18 protein-coding genes are annotated in these 18,668 nt (G+C 67.1%); all 18 read left to right on the forward strand.

Annotation, left to right across the window (positions count from 1 at the left end; genetic code table 11):
* Nucleotides 1–1,222: cation:proton antiporter (locus VI056_12360; GenBank protein ID HEY6203819.1), on the forward strand; the 1,222-nt coding region annotated here is incomplete at its 5' end.
* Between the two features lie 24 nt (nt 1,223–1,246).
* A complete protein-coding gene (locus tag VI056_12365) occupies nt 1,247–2,023 on the forward strand; it encodes an HD domain-containing protein (protein ID HEY6203820.1) in 777 nt (258 codons plus the stop codon).
* Between the two features lie 5 nt (nt 2,024–2,028).
* Nucleotides 2,029–2,481 (forward strand): NUDIX hydrolase, encoded by a 453-nt coding sequence (locus tag VI056_12370; protein ID HEY6203821.1) that lies wholly within the window; start codon nt 2,029–2,031, stop codon nt 2,479–2,481.
* The gene (gene gcvT, locus VI056_12375) at nt 2,478–3,575 is read left to right on the forward strand and encodes a glycine cleavage system aminomethyltransferase GcvT (protein ID HEY6203822.1); all 1,098 of its coding nucleotides are present in this window, start codon (nt 2,478–2,480) and stop codon (nt 3,573–3,575) included. The genes VI056_12370 and gcvT overlap by 4 nt, the downstream gene beginning before the upstream one ends.
* A 57-nt stretch (nt 3,576–3,632) precedes the next feature.
* A complete protein-coding gene (gene gcvH / locus VI056_12380) occupies nt 3,633–4,037 on the forward strand; it encodes a glycine cleavage system protein GcvH (GenBank protein ID HEY6203823.1) in 405 nt (134 codons plus the stop codon).
* 2 nt (nt 4,038–4,039) lie between these two features.
* A complete protein-coding gene (gene gcvPA, locus VI056_12385) occupies nt 4,040–5,398 on the forward strand; it encodes an aminomethyl-transferring glycine dehydrogenase subunit GcvPA (protein HEY6203824.1) in 1,359 nt (452 codons plus the stop codon).
* Nucleotides 5,399–5,442: 44 nt separating this feature from the next.
* Nucleotides 5,443–6,906: an aminomethyl-transferring glycine dehydrogenase subunit GcvPB gene (gene gcvPB / locus VI056_12390; GenBank protein HEY6203825.1), complete on the forward strand. Its 1,464-nt coding sequence runs from the start codon at nt 5,443–5,445 to the stop codon at nt 6,904–6,906.
* Nucleotides 6,907–6,973: 67 nt separating this feature from the next.
* Nucleotides 6,974–7,768 (forward strand): NlpC/P60 family protein, encoded by a 795-nt coding sequence (locus VI056_12395; GenBank protein ID HEY6203826.1) that lies wholly within the window; start codon nt 6,974–6,976, stop codon nt 7,766–7,768.
* Nucleotides 7,765–8,439 carry a sigma-70 family RNA polymerase sigma factor gene (locus VI056_12400; GenBank protein HEY6203827.1) on the forward strand — a complete coding sequence of 225 codons (675 nt, stop codon included), beginning with the start codon at nt 7,765–7,767 and terminating at the stop codon, nt 8,437–8,439. The genes VI056_12395 and VI056_12400 overlap by 4 nt, the downstream gene beginning before the upstream one ends.
* Nucleotides 8,436–9,023, forward strand: coding sequence for a zf-HC2 domain-containing protein (locus tag VI056_12405; GenBank protein ID HEY6203828.1), 588 nt, complete (start codon nt 8,436–8,438; stop codon nt 9,021–9,023). Before VI056_12400 ends, VI056_12405 begins: the two co-directional genes overlap by 4 nt.
* Nucleotides 9,024–9,140: 117 nt before the next feature.
* Nucleotides 9,141–10,631, forward strand: coding sequence for a peptide ABC transporter substrate-binding protein (locus tag VI056_12410; protein ID HEY6203829.1), 1,491 nt, complete (start codon nt 9,141–9,143; stop codon nt 10,629–10,631).
* A gap of 173 nt (nt 10,632–10,804) precedes the next feature.
* Nucleotides 10,805–12,505: a peptide ABC transporter substrate-binding protein gene (locus VI056_12415; GenBank protein ID HEY6203830.1), complete on the forward strand. Its 1,701-nt coding sequence runs from the start codon at nt 10,805–10,807 to the stop codon at nt 12,503–12,505.
* A gap of 306 nt (nt 12,506–12,811) precedes the next feature.
* Nucleotides 12,812–13,735, forward strand: coding sequence for an ABC transporter permease (locus tag VI056_12420; protein HEY6203831.1), 924 nt, complete (start codon nt 12,812–12,814; stop codon nt 13,733–13,735).
* 2 nt (nt 13,736–13,737) lie between these two features.
* Complete coding sequence (locus tag VI056_12425) at nt 13,738–14,691, forward strand: ABC transporter permease (GenBank protein HEY6203832.1); 954 nt, start codon at nt 13,738–13,740, stop codon at nt 14,689–14,691.
* Nucleotides 14,692–14,708: 17 nt separating this feature from the next.
* Nucleotides 14,709–15,806, forward strand: a complete 1,098-nt coding sequence (locus tag VI056_12430) for an ABC transporter ATP-binding protein (protein ID HEY6203833.1) — start codon at nt 14,709–14,711, stop codon at nt 15,804–15,806.
* Nucleotides 15,807–15,921: 115 nt separating this feature from the next.
* Entirely contained in the window at nt 15,922–16,866 is a 945-nt protein-coding gene (locus tag VI056_12435; protein ID HEY6203834.1) for an oligopeptide/dipeptide ABC transporter ATP-binding protein, read from the forward strand.
* A 289-nt stretch (nt 16,867–17,155) separates the two neighbouring features.
* Nucleotides 17,156–17,668, forward strand: a complete 513-nt coding sequence (locus VI056_12440) for a DUF1579 family protein (protein HEY6203835.1) — start codon at nt 17,156–17,158, stop codon at nt 17,666–17,668.
* Nucleotides 17,669–17,673: 5 nt separating this feature from the next.
* The coding region (locus tag VI056_12445) for an ABC transporter substrate-binding protein (protein ID HEY6203836.1) at nt 17,674–18,668 on the forward strand (995 nt) is incomplete at its 3' end.

The following is an 18,668-nucleotide window of genomic DNA, read 5'->3' on the forward strand; positions in this document are numbered from 1 at the left end:
CGGGTGGGCCGGTGCGTTCGCACTCGGCGCCATCGTCGCGCCGCCGGACGCCGTCGCCGCGACCGCGATCTTCCAGCGTGTTGGCGTGCCGCGGCGCATCGTGACGATCCTTGAGGGCGAGAGCCTCGTGAACGATGCGACCGCGCTCGTCATGTACCGCTTCGCCGTCGCGGCCGTCGCCGCCGGGGCGTTCTCGCTCCTCGACGCCGGCCTGTCGTTCGTCGTGGTCCTCATCGGTGGGATCGCGGTCGGCCTGGTCGTCGGATTCGCAGGCGAGTGGCTGCTTGCGAATATCCGCGATACCGCGATCGCCGTGACCATCACCCTGCTCGCGCCGTACGCGGCGTACCTCGGGGCGGAGAGCATCGCCGTGTCGGGGGTGCTCGCAACGGTCGTCGCGGGTCTTCTCGCGCGCCGGGCGACGCGGCGCTCGTCCTCTGACGTCCGCGTTGTCGCGACCGGCGCGTGGCAGATGCTCCTCTTCCTTCTCAACGGTCTCGTCTTCATGCTCATCGGGCTCCAGCTGCCGAGCGTCCTGCGCGGTCTCACCGTTGACCTCTCGCGCGTGGCCTCCGTTACCGCCGCGGTCTGCTTGGCGGTGGTCATCGCCAGGATCGCCTGGGTCTACCTAGCGTCGTACCTGCCACGTGTCATCCCCGCGGTACGTCGCGCCGATCCGAATCCACCGTGGCAGGCGGTGTTCGTGGTGGGATGGTCCGGACTCCGCGGCGTCGTATCGCTCGCGGCCGCGCTCGCGCTGCCCGCCAACTTCCCCGAGCGCGACCTCATCCTTTTCCTCGTGTTCGCGGTCATCCTCGTGACGCTGGTCGGCCAGGGCCTCACGTTGCCGCTTGTGATCAAGAAGCTCGGCGTCGTGTCGACCGCCGATGCGTCACACGACGAGGTGCACGCGCGCGGTCTCACGACCGAAGCTGCCCTCGCGCGGCTCGAGGAGATGCGAGCGCAATGGCCGGGGCACATCGAGCTCATCGATCAGCTCCGCGACCGGTATGCGCATCGCGCGCGGCACGATGAGCAGCATCACGAAGACGGCGGCGCGGCGGAGCAAGAGCTGCTCGAGCACGGGCTGATCCGCCGCGAGGTGATCGACGCGGAGCGCCGGGCCGCGCTCGACCTCCATGACCGTGGCGTGATCACCGAACAGGTGCTGCGCAGCCTCGAGCGCGACCTCGACCTCGAAGACCTGCGGATGGAGGCCTGAGCGGCGGGCAAGTAGAGTTGGGTCATGCGCGAGTCCGCTGCCGCACCGCGACCAGACGACACCGGCGCGCCGGACGAGCTGAAGAAAGTTCACCGCGCCGAACCGAAAACGCGCACGTCGGCCGAGGCGAAGCGCGAGGGCCCAACGCTCGACACGATCAAGGCCGACCCGCGCGTCAAGACGTACATCCGCTCGGCGAACCAGCAGACCGGCGCGATCGGATACACCGAGCACGGCGAACGGCACGCGAACACGTCGGCCGACGGTGCCCGCTTCATCCTGAAATCGCTCGGGCACGACGCGCGCCGCTGCGAGGTCGCAGCGGTCGCGGCCTACCTACACGACATCGGCAACGTCATCACACGCGAGAGCCACGGACAAACGGGCGCGCTCCTCTCCGAAGCGATCCTCGTCGACAACGGCTTCGAGCTCGAGGAGGTCGCGACGATCATGGGCGCGATCGCGAATCATGAGGAGTCCGAGGGCGGGCTACCAGTGAGCGCCGTCTCCGCGGCGGTGATCATCGCCGACAAGAGCGACGTGCATCGCAGCCGCGTGCGGAACCCGAAGACCACTTCGTTCGACATCCACGACCGCGTGAACTACGCGGCGACGTCGGCGGAGGTCAAGGTCAGCCGCAAAGAAAAGCTCATCACCCTCGAGCTCACGATCGACACCGAGGTCGCGCCGCTCATGGAGTACTTCGAGATCTTCCTCTCGCGCATGATGCTGTCGCGCCGGGCTGCGGAGTTCCTTCACTGCAGCTTCGCGCTCGTCATCAACGGCACGCGCCTGTTGTGAGCCAAGTGCCCATCGACCGTTCGCGCCGTCCGACCAGAGTGCGCACGACCACCGCCGCAGGTGGCGTGGTGACCCGCGGCGCGGGCGACGATCTCGAGGTCGTGCTCAACGGCCGCACGAGTGACGGCACGTGGGTGTTCCCGAAGGGCACGCCCGACGCCGGCGAGTCGATCGAGGAGACCGCGCTCCGCGAGGTGCGCGAGGAGACCGGTCTCGATGTCAGCATCGTCGCGCCGATCGGCGTCACCGATTACTGGTTCGCGGTGCCGGGGGAACGCGTTCACAAGTTCGTCCACTTCTTCTTGATGCGCGCCGATGGCGGCGACGTCTCGCGACACGACCAGGAGTACGACGACGTTCGCTGGGTGTCCGCGCGCGAGGCGCGCCGGATGCTGTCGTACGAGACCTACCGCGAGGTGCTCGACCGCGCGATCGACGCCACGCGATCGGCGGCATGACGACCGACGCTGCGCTGCGGCGGACGCCGCTCTATCCGGAGCATCTGCAGCTCGGCGCCCGCATGGTGCCGTTCGCGGGCTACGAGATGCCGATCCAATATGCCGGCATCGTCGCCGAGCACCGCGCGGTGCGTGAGGCCGCGGGGCTCTTCGATCTCTCGCACATGGGCGAGTTCCACTTCGATGGCCCCGGGGCGCTCGCGGCCGTCGATCGGCTCGTCTCGAGCGACATCGCGGGTCTCGAGGTGGGGCAGGCGCGATATGGCCTCCTCTGCAACGAGGGCGGCACGATCGTCGACGACGTCATCGTGTACCGCACCGCCGCCGACCACGTCCTGATGGTCGTGAATGCCGCGAACATCGCGAAGGACGAGGCGCATGTCCGTAAGCACCTACCGAAGGAGGTCGCGTTCGCCGATCGCTCCGCCGGCACGGCGCTCATCGCGATCCAGGGCCCGCGCGCGGCCGACATCCTCGCCAAGGTCGCGGGCGGCAGCGTCGCCGCGCTCCAGCCGTTCGGGGTGAAGTCCACCCGCGCGGCGGGCGCGGAGGCGACGATCGCGCGTACCGGCTACACGGGCGAGGACGGCTTCGAGGTCTTCGTCGACAACGCCGATGCGGTGCAGGTGTGGCAGGCGCTCCTCGTCGCGGGCCGGGGCGATGCGCTCGTTCCCGTCGGCCTCGGTGCGCGCGACACGCTCCGGCTCGAGGCGCGCTTCTCGCTCTACGGGAACGACATCGACGAGACGACCGGCCCGATCGAGGCCGGTCTGGGCTGGACGTGCAAGCTCGACAAGGACTTCGTCGGACGCGACGCGGTCGCGAAGCAGAAGGCCGACGGCCCGAAACGGCGGATCGTCGGTCTCGTCGTCGAGGGCGGCGTCGCGCGCCACGGCCACGACGTGACCTCCGAGGGCAAGGTGGTCGGGAGGGTGACCAGCGGGACCTTCGGGCCGACGGTCGCCCAGAACATCGCCCTGGCGTACGTCCCGACCGAGTTGTCGAAGGTCGGCACCGCGCTGGCGGTCCGCATTCGCGACAAGGACGTTCCCGCTACGGTAGTGAAGACACCTTTTTACAGAAGGGCCATTTAGAGTGGCCCTTCACGTACAGGGTTGTCGCGAAGCGACAACGTCTTATCGGAGGCCACAGTGAGCGCCGTTCCCGACGACCTGCGCTATTCGAAGGAGCACGAGTGGGTGCGCCTGGAGGGCGACACGGCGACGATCGGTATCACGCATTTCGCACAGGAGCAGCTGGGCGACGTCGTGTTCGTCGAACTGCCCGAGAAGAGCGCGAGTGTCCGCCAGTTCGCGAGCCTCGGCGTCGTCGAGTCGGTCAAGGCCGCATCCGACATCTACAGCCCGATCTCCGGCGAAGTGGTCGAGCGCAACGTGAAGGTCATCGAGAAGCCCGAGCTCGTGAACACCTCGCCCTACGAGCAGGGCTGGCTCGTGAAGGTGAAGCTCGCCGACAAAGGCGAGATCAACAAGCTCCTCTCCGCGCAGGACTACCGCGCGCACATCGGCGAGACGGCCGGCGCCGGCGGCGACTGACCGTGGGGAATAACCCCTACTCGCCGCACACCGACTCCGACCGGGCCGCGATGCTCGAACGCATCGGCGTTCGCGACCTGGACGAGCTTCTCGGCGCCATCCCGAGGGACGCGCGCCATCCGAAGCTCGGCGTCGGACCGGGTCTCTCCGAGCTGGAGGTCCAGGCGCACCTCGAGGCGCTGGCGAAGATGAACACGAACGCGGGCGCAGGGCCGTTCTTCATCGGCGGCTCGATCCAGCGCCGGTACATCCCGGCGGCGGTCCCGGTGCTCGCGCTGCGTGGCGAGTTCCTCACCGCATACACCCCGTACCAGCCCGAGGTGAGCCAGGGCACACTGCAGGCCGTCTTCGAGTACCAGTCCCTCATGGCCGAGCTGCTCGCGATGGACGTCGTGAACTCGTCGATGTATGACGGCGGCTCGGCCACCGCCGAGGCTGCGTTCATGGCCGTTCGCGTCACGGGACGCCACAAGGTGGTCGTCGCAAGCGACGTCGACTTCACGTATCGGCGCACGCTGCGCACGTACGGCCGCGGGCCCGGGCTCGAGATCGTCGAAGTGCCGACGGCGAACCTCGCAACGTCCGCCGAAGGCGCGGCCTGTCTCATCGTGCAGCACCCCGATGCGTTCGGGACGCTCGTCGACGTGCGCGCGATCGCCGAAGCCGCGCATGCCGCCGGCGCGCTGTGCGTGCAGGTCACGGAGCCGCACGCGTGCGCGCTGCTCGAGCCGCCGGGAGCGCTCGGAGCCGACATCGTCGTCGGCGAGGGCCAGCCGCTCGGCATCACGATGTCGTACGGCGGCCCGCACCTCGGCATCTTCGCCTGCCGCGAGGCGCTCGTGCGCCAGATGCCCGGCCGCATCGCGGGTCAGACCGTCGACGCGGATGGTACGCGTGGCTTCGTGAACACGCTGCAGACGCGCGAGCAGCACATCCGTCGCGAGAAGGCGACGAGCAACATCTGCACGAACGAGGCGCTGGCGGCGATCACCGCCGCCGTCTATCTGTCGCTGCTCGGCCCCGATGGCCTGCGCGCCGCGGCGCGCGCCGGCGTTGCGCGCGCGCACGCGCTCGCGAAGCGTCTCGCAGCGCTGCCGGGCTGCACGATCGCGAACGACGGACCGTTCTTCGATCGCTTCACGCTCCGCACAGAGATGGGGGGCTGGGACCTGCGGAACGCGCTCATCGCGCGTGGCATCCAGGTCGAGGTGACCGCGTCGCATTTCGTGCACGGTCGACGCGAGGGCCGCGACGACATCATCGTGCAGTGCACCGAGCTCACGACCGAAGCGGATGCCGACGCGCTGGTCGACGCGGTCGCACAGCTCACGCGATCCAGCGAGACGGTGGCGACGAGGTGACCGTCCGCACGCACGTGATCCCCGACTCGGGCGCGAAGACGCCGGTGCCGGCGCTAGAGCCGCTGCTCTTCGAGCTCGCGCGACCCGGACGGAACGGCCGCCACGTGAGGACGAGTGAGACCGCCGAGATCCCCGACCAGTTCAAACGAAAGGCGCCCCTTCGTCTCCCCGAGCTCACGGAGCCGCAGGTCGTGCGCCACTACACACATCTCGCGCAACTGAACTATTCGGTCGATACCGGGATGTATCCCCTTGGCTCGTGCACGATGAAGTACAACCCGAAGGTGAACGACCGCGTGGCCGGACTTTTCGCCGACGTTCATCCGCGGCAGTCGTACCGCACGACGCAAGGCGTCCTCGCGCTCGCGTATGAGCTCGAGCAGATGCTGATGAAGATCACCGGGATGGACTTCGTGTCGCTGCAGCCGCAGGCCGGCGCGCAGTCCGAGTTCACCGCGCTTCTCGTGTTCAAGGCGTATCACGCGAAGCGCGGCGAGGCCAAGCAGCGCCGGCGGATCATCGTCCCGGATTCGGCGCATGGCACGAACCCCGCGTCCGCGGCGATGTGCGGCTATGAAGTCACGACGGTGAAGAGCGACGCGCGCGGGAACGTCGACCTCGATGCCCTCAAGAGCGCGCTCGGCCCGGATGTCGCGGGATTCATGCTGACGAACCCGAACACGCTCGGTCTATTCGAGGAGCGCGTGCGCGAAGTGTGCGACGCGGTCCACGCCGCGGGTGCGCTCGTGTACGGCGACGGCGCGAACATGAACGCCCTCCTCGGCGTGGCACGCCCGGGTGATCTCGGCTTCGACTGCGTTCACATCAACGTCCACAAGACGTTCTCGACGCCACACGGGGCTGGCGGTCCCGGCGCGGGTCCACTTTGTGTGAAGGCGCACCTGCGTCCGTTCCTGCCGAAGCCGTGGATCGAGCGCGACGCTGACGGCACCTATCACTACGACACCGCGCGTGAGGACCGCGTGCCCGCGGGCCAGGGTGACTCGATCGGGACGATCAAACAGCGCCTCGGGAACTTCGGCGTATTGGCGCGCGCCTATACCTATATGAAGACGCTCGGAGAGGAGGGCCTGGTGGAGACGGGACGTGACGCGATCCTTTCCGCCAACTACCTCCTCGCGCTGCTCCGACCCGCGTACGACGTCGCATACGAGCGGCCGCCGATGCACGAGTTCGTCATCAGTGCGGCGAAGCAGAAGAAACAGGGCGCGTCGGCACTCGACATCTCGAAGGCGCTGCTCGACGAGGGGTTCCATTCGCCGACGGTGTACTTCCCGCTCATCGTCCCCGAGGCGATGATGATCGAGCCCACCGAGACCGAGCCGACGGAGACGCTCGATGCGTTCGCCGCCGCGATGCTCCGCATCGCCGAACGCGTGAAGACGGATCCGGCCGCGGTGCGCGACGCGCCGCGGAACACGCCGCTCCGCCGCCTCGACGAGGTCGGCGCCGCGCGTAAGCCGGTCTTGAGGTATCGGGGAACATGAAAGGTGGGGTGGAAGGGGCGAAGCCCCTGCGAGAACCAGGTTTTTGGCGAATGGCGGCGAAGCCGACATGAGCATCGCCGCCGCGCGTCTCGCTGTCGCGATGGTGCGCCCGCCGCAGGCACTCGTGAACCGCGGGCTCACGGATCTGCGTGCGGAGCCCGACGAGGATTCCGAGCGCGTCGATCAGGCGCATTACGGCGAGCGGCTCACGCTGCTCGCGCGCGACGGCGACTGGTTCTACGCGCAGGGTCCCGATCACTACTTCGGCTGGGTGCAGGCTGATCACCTCGACGAGGTCGGCGCGCCGGAGCGCCGCATCGTCGGTGTCGTCGTGGCCGACGTTCGCTCCGCGCCGACGGACGCGGCGCCGATCATCGACCGGCTGCCCGTCGCCGCGCCGCTCGCGATCCAGGAGCGGCAGGGAGAGTGGCTGCGCATCAGCTACGACGGCTGGGTCGCGTTCCGTGACACGGTGGACATCGCGCAGCTCGCCTCGCGTTTCCCCGCGACGTCGGATCTGCTCCGCACGGCGGAGTGCTTCCTCGGCGTGGCGTATCTCTGGGGCGGCACGACGGCGGACGGGATCGACTGTTCCGGATTCACACAGCTCGTGTACCGTTTGAACGGGGTGGGTCTCGATCGTGACGCCGACCAGCAGGCGGTGGAGGGTCGATCCGTCAACGCAGCGCGTCCAGGAGATCTGTTCTTCTTCGGTGATGAGCACATCACCCACACCGCGATCGCCACCGGCGAGCGCGAGTTCCTCCACGCGCCGCAGTCGGGCGCGGTCGTCGAGCGCGGGGCGTTGACACCGGAGCGCAATCTGCGCGCGATCCGCCGGTACCTTCCGGACGACGAGTGACCGAGCACGCCGCACGACGGCAGGCACACGAAGAGGACCGGCGCACCGATCGCGAGCTCGTATACGCCGCGCGCGACGGCGACATGCTCGCGTTCGATGCCCTCTTCTACCGGTACCGCGATGGGATCTTCCGCCTCGGTCTCGCGATCACCAAGGATCCATCGGCGGCCGAGGAGATCGCGGTCGACACATTCACGCGCGCGCACCGGGCGCTTGCGCGTCTCGAGCCCGAAGGATCGCTGCGGCCGTGGCTGTACCGGGTTGCGGTCAACCTTTCGTACAACCGGCGCCCGCGCAAGGGCGTGATCATCAGCCCGCTCGAGGATTCCGCGAACGACGCGTTCCAGAGCGAGGAGCGCTCGCCATCGGTGCTCGCCGAGCAGGCCGAGGTGCGGCGCATCGTGCTCGCGGCGGTCGACACCCTGGGGCCCAAGCATCGGATCGTCGTGGTCCTGCACTACATGAACGGTCTGAACCTGGCCGAGATCGCCCAGGTGGTCGATTGCCCCATCGGCACCGTGAAATCGCGCCTCCACTACGCCCTGCGGCGCCTCCGAACACATCTTTCGGCACATCCGGAGTTCGGCATCGAACCAATGTCCTTCCTCGCGCCTAGTGCTAAGAGGACGGTCGCCCCGGTCGTCGAGCCGCTCCCGGGCGAACCGCGATGAGGTTGTTCTCCGTGGCATGTCGCGCGGCCGAGCAGAAGATGGCAGCTCTCTTCACGGGAGAGCTGCACCCGCGCGAGCGCCTCGAGCTCGAGGCGCACGCTGATGTCTGCGCGCGCTGCGACGCCGCGCTCCGCGACCTCACGACGATCTCGTTCGCCTTGGACCGCGCCTACGCGCCGCTGAGAGCTCGTGGAACGCTGCTGTCACCGGCGCGTGTCCGCCTCGCCGCGCGCGTCGAGCCCCGGTCGACCGTGCCGTGGTGGCGCACCGGTTTCGTCGGCCGCCTGTCCGAGGCGACGATGGCTCTCGGCTTCGCCGCGCTCGTGCTCGGTGGGGCCCTCGATCTGGGAGTGAAGCCCGCACCCGAGGTCGTCCCGAGCGTCACCGCGCCATCGGTCATCAAGGGCTACTTCAAGACGCAGCCGCCTGTCGACGAGAGCGCGTACGCACGCTGGCTCCGCTTCCAGCTGCGCGTGATCGGCGGCCCCGTCGTCCCGGCGGTGCGCTATCCGGTCGGCGGCCAGTTCGACGTCGCGCAGTACAGCACCGAGGACGACTGGCTCAGCGCCGGCGCACCCCGCTAGCCGGAGCTACCCGTCACGGCGTCCCATCGCGGGCGGGCCCTCCTGCTTTCGCTTCTCGTCACGCTCGCGCCGCTCCTCGCCTCGTGTGCACCGACGGCGCCAACGCGCCGCGATGTCGTGCTCGGCATCGCCGGCGAGCCGCGCGCGATCCTCAGCGATGAGCCGAGCGCGCAGGTGCTGCAGGCTGCGGTGACCGAGTCGCTCGTGCGTCGCGATCCCGATGGCGCATTCGTCGCACGGCTCGCGGCCGAGGTCCCGACGATCGCGAATGGTGGCGCGCGCATCGTGACCGACTCGGCAACACCATCCGGACGTCTGGTCGCGACGTTCGCGTTGCGCGACGACGCGCGCTGGCAGGACGGCGAGCCGATCACCGCGGACGACGTGCGATTCGCGTTCGATGACGATCGCGCGGCACCGACCGCCACGACTCGGCGCTGGATGGCGGATCGCGTCGAGCGTGTTGAGCGCGTCGACGATCGCACGATCCGCTTCACGTATCGCGCGGGCGAGCGATGGGATCTCTATCCGCTGGTCGCGCGTGTGCTGCCGGCCCACATACTCGCGGGCGCGTCGCCGGAGAAGCGCGCGCAGTACCAGCGCGAGCCGATGCACGCGGGACCGTTCGCCGTCGCGGCGTGGATCCCCGGATTCGGAATGACGCTCACGGCATTCCCGCGGTACGTCGGCGGTGCGCCGGGGCTTGGTCGCATCGAGGTCCGCTTCTACAGCGACCGCGGCGCGGTCGTCGATGCGCTCCGGCGTGGCGAGGTCGACGTGGCCGGCGCGCCGGCGGTCGAGGCCGACCTCGCGCGAACGCTCGATCGATTCGCCGACGGGCCGCGGCTCCAAGCCTTGTACAAGGCCGCGAACGCGGTCGAGATGCTGCGCTTCGGAACGAAGGGAACGGTGTTCTCCGATCTGCGCGTGCGCCAGGCCGTGGAGCTCGCGCTCGATCGGCGCGCTCTCGTCGAGACGATCTTCGCCGGCCGCGCGCGGGTGCCGCGCTCGTACCTCGTCGCTCCGCTCTGGGCCGCGACGGAGCCGCTCGAGGTGCCGCGTCTCGATCGCGAGGGCGCCCGCGCCATGCTCGCGGCCGCCGGATTCCGGACCGGACGACTCGGCATCCTGGAGCGTGGCGCGGAGCGGATGACGGTCACGCTGCAAGTGGCCACCGGCTCGCAGGCGCGCATCGACGCAGGTCGGCGTCTCTCCGGCGATCTCGCGGCGATCGGCATCGCCGCGACCGTGCTCGAGCGCTCCGCGACTGACGTGCTCGACGCCGTAACGCGCGGGGAGTTCGATCTGGCGCTCCTGTCTGAGCGCACCGACGATCCGCAGCTCGCATCGGAGCGATACGCCGGCGTCGTCGGTCCCTGGTTCGATGTCCTGCTGTCGGCGGCCGCAGCCGCCCCGGAGCGCGTCGACAAGCGAGCGCTGTATGCCGCGATGCAGCAGCTCTGGGCCGAGTCGCTGCCCGGCATACCCCTCTATCAAGAGCTCCTGGTCGATGTGGCGCCGCGTAACCTCGATGGGATCCAGCCCTCCCCGAACGGTGATCCGCTCACCTGGAACGCACGCGACTGGCGATTCGTCCCCGTCAACTGAACCGCGGCGCACCGACATGGGTATGGGCCTCTAGATGGGTCCGCATGTCCGGATGCGCGCCGTTTGTTGATTGACGCGCTGAGGGACAGGGCCCCAGAATGGCCATGTCCGCTCGCATCTACGGCCAGCAGGTCCGCGTGCGGGTACCCATGGCACAACAGGAGGAGGAGCGCATGACCAAACGCCGCACCGGCACTTGGTCTGTTCTCGCACTGCTCGCGATCGCGTCGCTGCTCGTAGGCGCGTGTTCGCAGGCACCGGCAGGACAGACGACCACAACTGGCGGCACGACAGCCGGCCAAGCTGACACCAACGGGACGCTGACCCTGAACATGGGCAGCGAGCCAGACACCATCGACCCGCAGAAGGCCTCGTTCGTCAACGAGATCGGGCAGGCCTCATTCGTCTTCGAGGGCCTAATGAGCTTCGACACGAAGACGAGCAAGCCGGTCCCGGCGGCAGCCGCGGCGGCACCGAAACTGTCGGCTGACGGCCTCAAGTACACGTATACCCTGCGCGATGGGCTGAAGTACTCGGATGGTGCGGCTCTGACCGCGAAGAACTTCGAGTACGCGTTCCTGCGTGGCTGCGACCCGGCAGCGGCAGGCGACTACTCCTTCGTCTTCTACATCATCGTGGGCTGCGAGGCCTACAACACGATGGACACGAAGAAGGCAACGCCGGCTGAGCTTTCGGCGGCCCGCGCCAAGGTCGGAGTCAAGGCGACGAGCGACAAGGACATCGAGTTCACGCTCACCGATCCGGCCCCGTACTTCGTTCCGATCACCGCCCTGTGGCAGGGCTGGCCGGTCCGCGAGTCCGACGTCACCAAGGGTGGCGACAAGTGGACCGAGCCCTCGACGTACATCGGCAACGGACCCTTCAAGCTCGCCGAGTGGAAGCACAACGAGAAGATGGTCTTCGAGCGGAACGACAACTACCGCAAGAAGATCCAGATCAAGACGATCACCAAGGTCATGATCAACGAGTCCGCCGTTGCATTCGCGGCGTACCGCAACAACGAGCTGGACATCACCGGCGTCGGCCCGACCGACCTGCGCACCGTTGAGGGCGACGCGGAACTGAAGGCACAGGTCCTCGATGTTGGCGGATCGTGCGCCTTCTACTACGGCTTCAACGTTCGTCGTCCGCCGTTCAACGACGTCAATGTCCGGACGGCATTCTCCAAGTCGTTCGACCGCGCGGCATTCGTGAAGGATGTCCAGCAGGGCATCGGCAAGGCCGCCGACGGCGGCTTCATTCCGCCGGGCTTCCCTGGCTACGACAACTCCGATACCGAGCAGAAGTACGACGTCGCCGCGGCGAAGGCGGCGCTTGAGAAGGCCAGCCCCGAAGCGAAGGCGGGCCTCACCGGCCTCAAGTACACGTTCTCGTCAAGTGCCACGAACAAGGCGCGCGCCGAATGGGCGCAGGGCCAGTGGAAGACCAACCTCGGCGTGACCGTCGAGCTCGACCCGGTGCAGAGCACGGCATACACCGCGCTCTTCAAGAAGGGTCAAGACGCGCCACAGCTGTTCTTCCTCGGTTGGTGCGCGGACTTCCCAGACCAGCAGAACTGGCACTCGACCGTGTGGGCCACCGGCGGCGTGAGCGCTGCCCGGACCGGCTATTCAAGCAAGGCGTTCGACGACTTGACCAAGGCGGCTGACAAAGAGGCCGACGCGGCCAAGCGCGATTCGATCTACAACCAGGCTGGAAAGCAGCTGAGCAAAGACGCTCCTGCGGCCTGGGTGTTCTACGACCAGAGCAAGTACCTCGTGAAGCCGTGGCTCAAGGGCATCACCGCGAACCCGATCGACTACGGCATCCCAGGGTTCTTCTCCTTCGAGAACATCAACGTCATCAAGCACTAAGCCTCGGTAACGCCGAGCGAATGAGAGGGGCCGGCGGAAACGCCGGCCTCTTTCTATCGGAGTCGTTCAGCGGCTAAATGTCGACCGACACCTCTCACGAGACACAGGCAAAGGAGTGGCGGGGATGTCGCGGCCCTGCTCGAGCGAGCGTCTGCGCCCAGCCGGCCCGAGCAGCAAGTGCGTCATGATCAGCGGGCCGGCGTAGCCAGCAGCGAGCGAGGGCAGGGCCGCGAAGTCGCGCCACTCCTGTTAAGAGGTGAACGATTGAACGATGTGTGACTGTGTCGCGGTATACACTTCGAAAAGGTGCTCAAGTACACCATCCGCCGTCTCCTATTGATGATCCCGACGCTCTTCTTCGTCTCGCTCATCACGTTCGGGCTGGCGAAAGCGGCGCCGGGTTCACCCTTCGACAAGAATCCGGACAAGCCCGCGCGCCAGGCAACGATCGATCGTTGGAACGCCTACTACGGACTCGATAAGCCCGTCCACGAGCAATACATCCTGTACATGAGCAACATCCTTCATTTCGACTTCGGCACGAGCGTCCGTCGGAACCGGCCGGTGTCCGAGATCATCGCGTCGGGCTTCCCGGTCACCGCGCAACTCGGGATCCAGGCGCTGCTCCTCGCGCTCGCCGTCGCACTACCCCTCGGTGTCATCAGCGCGCTGAAACAGAACACCATGATCGATTACGGCAGTCTCTTTTTCGCCACGGTCGGGACGACGATCCCGTCCTTCGTGATGGCGATCTTCTTCATCTACATATTCGCGCTTGGCCTGAAGCTGTTTCCGATCACCGGCTGGGGCACGCCGCAGCACATGGTGATGCCGACGGTGATCCTTGCCCTCGGCGCGGCCGCGTTCCTCGCGCGCATCACCCGCGCGTCCATGCTCGAGGCGATCCGCCAGGACTACGTGCGCACCGCTCGCAGCAAGGGCCTGCGTGAGCAGGTCGTCATCGTCGGTCACGTGCTCAAGAACGCGATGATCCCGGTCGCCACGGTCGTCGGGCCTGCGGCCGCCGGCCTCATCACCGGTTCGTTCATCATCGAGACCTTCTTCTCGGTCCCTGGCATCGGCCGCGAATATGTCACAAGCATCCTCGCCCTCGACTACCCGGTGATCATGGCGACGACGCTCTTGTACGCGTTCTTCATCATCGTCGCGAATCTGTCGGTCGACCTCGTGTACGGGATGCTCGACCCGCGGATCAAGGTGGCGAAGTAGGAATGGCCACCGCGAGCGCCACCCAGGAGCGTTCGGCCGAGCTCAACGTCCTTGCCCGCAAGCAGCGCTCGCTCTGGGGAGACGCGCTCTACCGCCTCATGCGGAACAAGGCCGCGGTCGCCGGGCTCATCGTCATCGCCTCTGCCTTCCTCATCGCCGCACTCGCTCCGGTGATCGCGCCCTATAACCCGATCCAGATACCCACGAACCCGGCCAGCCAGATGGAGCCACTGTGGACCGGCTCCAAATACACCGATCCGCGCTACCTGCTCGGGACCGACTTCCTGGGACGCGACATCGTGAGCCGGCTGATCTACGCGTCGCGGATCAGCATGGTCGTCGGTTTCGTGCCGACGGCGATCGTCTTCGGTCTTGGGGTCACCGTCGGCATGACCGCCGGCTTCTTCGGCGGGTGGCTCGACCAGATCCTCATGCGCTTCACCGACATCATCTACGCGTTCCCGGATTTCCTTTTCCTGCTGATCATCGTGGCCTCGTTCCGCAACAGCCCCTTCGGCAAGATCCTGGACGGACTGATGCTGATCTTCGTGGCGATCGCGATCGTCGGCTGGGTCGGCGTCGCCCGGTTGACGCGAGGGCAGGTGCTTGCGCTCAAGGAACGAGAGTTCGTAGAAGCCGCCCGATCCGTCGGGGCGACGCCGCGCAGGATCATGGCGAAGCACCTGCTTCCGAACGCGCTCGCGCCGCTCATCGTGACCGCCGCCTTCGCGGTTCCGAACGCGATCCTCGGCGAGGCGACGCTCTCGTTCCTCGGCGTGGGCATCATCCCGCCGACGCCGTCGTGGGGCCAGATGATCAATGAGGGCTTCCCGCTGTTTTCGGCAAACCCGTGGGCCGTGCTCCTGCCGGCCATCTGCATCTCGGTCGTGATGCTGGCGTTCACGTTCGTGGGGGACGGGCTGCGCGACGCACTGGACCCGCGGATGAAGACCTAGGCTAGACTCCGCCGACGTTGGCCGACCTACTCGAGGTCACAGACCTCCACACCCAGTTCTTCACGCGTGACGGCGTCGTCCGCGCCGTCGACGGGGTGACGTTCCAGGTCGCCGCCGGCGAAACGCTCGGCATCGTGGGCGAATCCGGTTGCGGAAAGTCCGTGACCGCGCTGTCGCTCATGCGCCTTATCCCGCAGCCACCCGGAAAGATCGTCAAGGGCTCGATCATGTTCGATGGTCAGGACATCCTGAAGATGGACGACGACGACGTCCGCGGGATCCGGGGCAACAACATCGCGATGATCTTCCAGGACCCGATGACCAGCCTCAACCCGGTCCTCACGATCAGCCGCCAGATCTCCGAGGCGCTCGAGCTCCACCTCAAGATGGACAAGAGCGAGGCGCGCAAGCGGACCATCGAGCTCCTCGAGCTCGTGAACATCCCGAGCGCGAAGAAGCGCGTCGACGACTATCCGCACCAGTTCTCAGGTGGCATGCGCCAGCGCGTGATGATCGCGATGGCGCTCTCGTGCAACCCCAAGCTCATCCTCGCGGACGAGCCGACGACCGCTCTCGACGTGACGATCCAGGCGCAGATCCTCGATCTGCTGAAGAACCTGGCGCGCGAGTTCCGCACCGCGTTCATCCTGATCACCCACGACCTGGGCGTCGTTGCGGGAATGACCCAGCGCATCAACGTCATGTACGCGGGCCGCATCGTCGAGAAGGCCGACACCGTCGAGCTCTTCGCGAATCCGAAGATGCCGTACACCTGGGGCCTGCTCCGCTCGATCCCGCGCCTCGACGAGTCGCGCAAGGCCAAGCTCGTGCCGATCGAAGGGCTGCCGCCGGACCTCATCGCGCCGCCGCCCGGATGCAAGTTCGAGCCGCGGTGCCAGTACCGCCGCGACGTGTGCCACGAGAAGGAACCGGAGCTCAAGCACATCCCGAGCTCCAAGTCCGATCACGAGGCGCGCTGCTGGGGTACTCAGGAGGGCGGCTGGCTCGTCGACACGGATTGGAAGCGGGAGATCGGCGACACACATGTCCTTGAGGTGATCAAGCAGGAGACCGCGTCCGTCACCGCGACGCCGGAAACGCCATCAGGAGCGTGACGAGATGACCGTAACGACGAACACGACGCCGCCGACGGACGAGTTCATCCAGCGCACCCGCTCGACCGCGACCGCGGACAGTGGGAACAACCTCCTCACGGTGCAGGCGCTCAAGATGCACTTCCCGCTGACGCAGGGGATCATCTTCCAGCGCCAGGTCGGTGCGGTGCGCGCGGTCGACGGCATCGACTTCTTCGTCGAGAAGGGCGAGACGCTCGGCCTGGTGGGCGAGTCCGGATGCGGCAAGTCCACGACCGGCCGCGCCATCCTCCAGCTCTACAAACCGACGTCCGGCTCGGTGAAGTTCGATGGCACGGAGCTCACGACGCTCGGAGGCGAGCAGATGCGGCGCATGCGCCGCCGCATGCAGATGATCTTCCAGGACCCGTACGCATCGCTCAATCCGCGCATGACCGTCGGCAACATCATCGGCGAGCCGCTCGAGGTACATAACCTCGCGAAGGGTCGCGCGAAGACCGAGCGCGTCCAGGAGCTGCTCAAGATCGTCGGCCTCAACCCGTACTTCACGAACCGCTACCCGCACGAGTTCTCGGGCGGCCAGCGTCAGCGCATCGGGGTCGCACGCGCCCTCGCCGTCGAGCCCGACTTCATCGTCGCCGACGAGCCCATCTCCGCATTGGATGTCTCTATTCAGGCGCAGGTCATCAACCTGCTCGAAGAGCTGCAGGACCGCTTCAAGCTCACGTATCTATTCATCGCGCACGACCTCTCGGTCGTGCGTCACATCAGCGACCGCGTTGCGGTCATGTACCTCGGCAAGATCGTCGAGCTGGCCGACCGCGTCGACCTCTACGAGCATCCGCTCCACCCGTACAGCCAGGCGCTGCTCTCGGCCGTGCCGATCCCGGACCCCTCGGTCGAGCAGAAGCGCAAGCGCATCATCCTCACCGGCGACGTGCCCTCGCCGGTGAACCCGCCATCGGGCTGCCGCTTCCACACGCGGTGTTGGAAAGCGCAGGCGATCTGTTCCGAAGTCGACCCAGAGTTCATCGAGCAAGCCCCGCGTCACTGGGCGGCCTGCCATTTCCCGGGTGCGTGATCGCGCGCTTTAGCTGCTTCGGCGGGTCCTGCCCCGGCGAGTGGGGCCGCGTGCTCGCGAGCTGGCCTCCCCGCGCCTTCCCACACTGATCCGCCGTCCTGTCGCGGGGCCCCTCCACTCTCGCTCGCACGCAACCCGCACTCGCCGTGTCACCCGCCGAACGCCCAAGTAGCTCGTCCGACTCGCTGTACCCCTCATGGCACGTTCCCTGCGGCGTGTTGTATGTCCCAAGTCGCACGAGTCGCATGCCCTGTCTTAGGGACTTCGAACAGATCTGGAGGAGATGTGATTGGAAAGGCCGACGCCTACTGAGCAGCACAGGAGGCTCGAGAAGCTCGCGGGCAAGTGGATCGGTGAAGAGAAGATCGAAGGCTCGCCACACGCGTCCGAGACCAAGGCGACCGGGACGTTCGATTTCCGGATGGACCTCGGCGACCTGTTCATGATCGCGGACTACGTCGAGAAGGCGGGTGACAAGACCCTGCTCGCCGGTCACGGCGTGATCGGGTGGGACGCGAAGAAGAAGAACTACACGCTGCACTGGTTCGACACGTTCGGCAGCCCGCCGGGCGCCCCGGGAACAGGCGAGTGGGAGAACGACATCCTGAAGTTCCACCAAGAGGGCAGCGGGAACACGATCTTCGAGCTAGCGGACGGCGGCCTCATCTTCAAGATCGAGGTGGACGTCGACGGCAAGGGGTCCAAGCCGATCATCGTCGGCAAGTACCGGCGTGCCGGTTCTCGAGCCAACGTGTCGGAAGAGCATCAGCCTGAACGGGATCGCACGACCTCTCGTTCCTAGATGGCGTGATCCGTCTGCGGGCCGCGGCGCTCGCTGCCATTTTCGTAGCGGCCTGCGCGCCGGCGCCGCAGACAGACATCGCCACGCCGACCGCCGCGCCCGTCCCCGGCGGACGCGTCGTGCAGACGACCTTCTTCGATGCGCAGACGCTGCAGCCTTTCCTCGCGACAGACTCGGTCTCGTTCCAGGCGACCGGGCTTCTCTACGCGCCGCTCCTCCGACCCGATCCGGTGACGGGAGAGCTCCTGCCACATCTCGGAACGTGGTCGCTCTCCGCGGACGCGCGCACGATCACCTGGGACATCGATCCACTGGCTCGGTGGTCTGACGGCACGCCGATCACCGGCGACGATTTCGCCACGCTCGCCAAGGCCGTGGCGCGAAGCAAGAAGACGACGCGCCGCTCATCGTTCCAGGTTATCGAAGGTTTCGCGGACTATCAGAGTGGCAAGGCTGGCGCGATCGCGGGCATCTCGGTCGCGGGGAAGCAGTTCACGGTGCGCTTCGCGGCGGCGTTCTGCCCGTCCCTCTACTCGGTGTTCGGCATCGCGCCGATCCCAACGCAAACCTTCTCGCGCTATCTCGGAGACACGCCGGCAGCGTCGACGATCGATGAGGCGACGGAGAACCTCGCGCCAACGGTGACCAGTGGCCCATTCCGGTTCGAGTCTTGGAAGAAGGGGGAGCGCCTCGATCTCACGAGGAACGAGAGCTACTTCCAGGGCGCGCCGCTCCTCGATGGCATCTCGTTCAAGGTCACCTCCGACGCGAGCGCGTATGGCGCGCTGTCGCGCGACAGCGAGCTGAACCTCGCGAGCATCGAACCGAAGGACGCGGACGCGGCGGCGCGCCGCGGCCTCGCCCTTCGCGCGTATCCCGCGGCGTCGTACACCGCGATCGCGTGGAACCTGCGGACCGGCGCGCCCGCGCTGCGCGACGTCCGCGTTCGGCAGGCGCTGGCGTATGCGATCGACATCGACGGATTCATCCGGAGCACGCT

Source organism: Candidatus Limnocylindria bacterium (genome assembly GCA_036523395.1).
In the GTDB taxonomy this organism is placed as follows: Bacteria; Chloroflexota; Limnocylindria; order P2-11E; family P2-11E; genus CF-39.

Coding starts and splice junctions, on each gene's coding strand:
- VI056_12425 (HEY6203832.1), top strand. CDS start 13,738: ATGGCCACCGCGAGCGCCACCCAGGAGCGTTCGGCCGAGCTCAACGTC.
- VI056_12405 (HEY6203828.1), top strand. CDS start 8,436: ATGAGGTTGTTCTCCGTGGCATGTCGCGCGGCCGAGCAGAAGATGGCA.
- VI056_12395 (HEY6203826.1), top strand. CDS start 6,974: ATGAGCATCGCCGCCGCGCGTCTCGCTGTCGCGATGGTGCGCCCGCCG.
- VI056_12435 (HEY6203834.1), top strand. CDS start 15,922: ATGCACTTCCCGCTGACGCAGGGGATCATCTTCCAGCGCCAGGTCGGT.
- VI056_12365 (HEY6203820.1), top strand. CDS start 1,247: ATGCGCGAGTCCGCTGCCGCACCGCGACCAGACGACACCGGCGCGCCG.
- gcvT (HEY6203822.1), top strand. CDS start 2,478: ATGACGACCGACGCTGCGCTGCGGCGGACGCCGCTCTATCCGGAGCAT.
- VI056_12415 (HEY6203830.1), top strand. CDS start 10,805: ATGACCAAACGCCGCACCGGCACTTGGTCTGTTCTCGCACTGCTCGCG.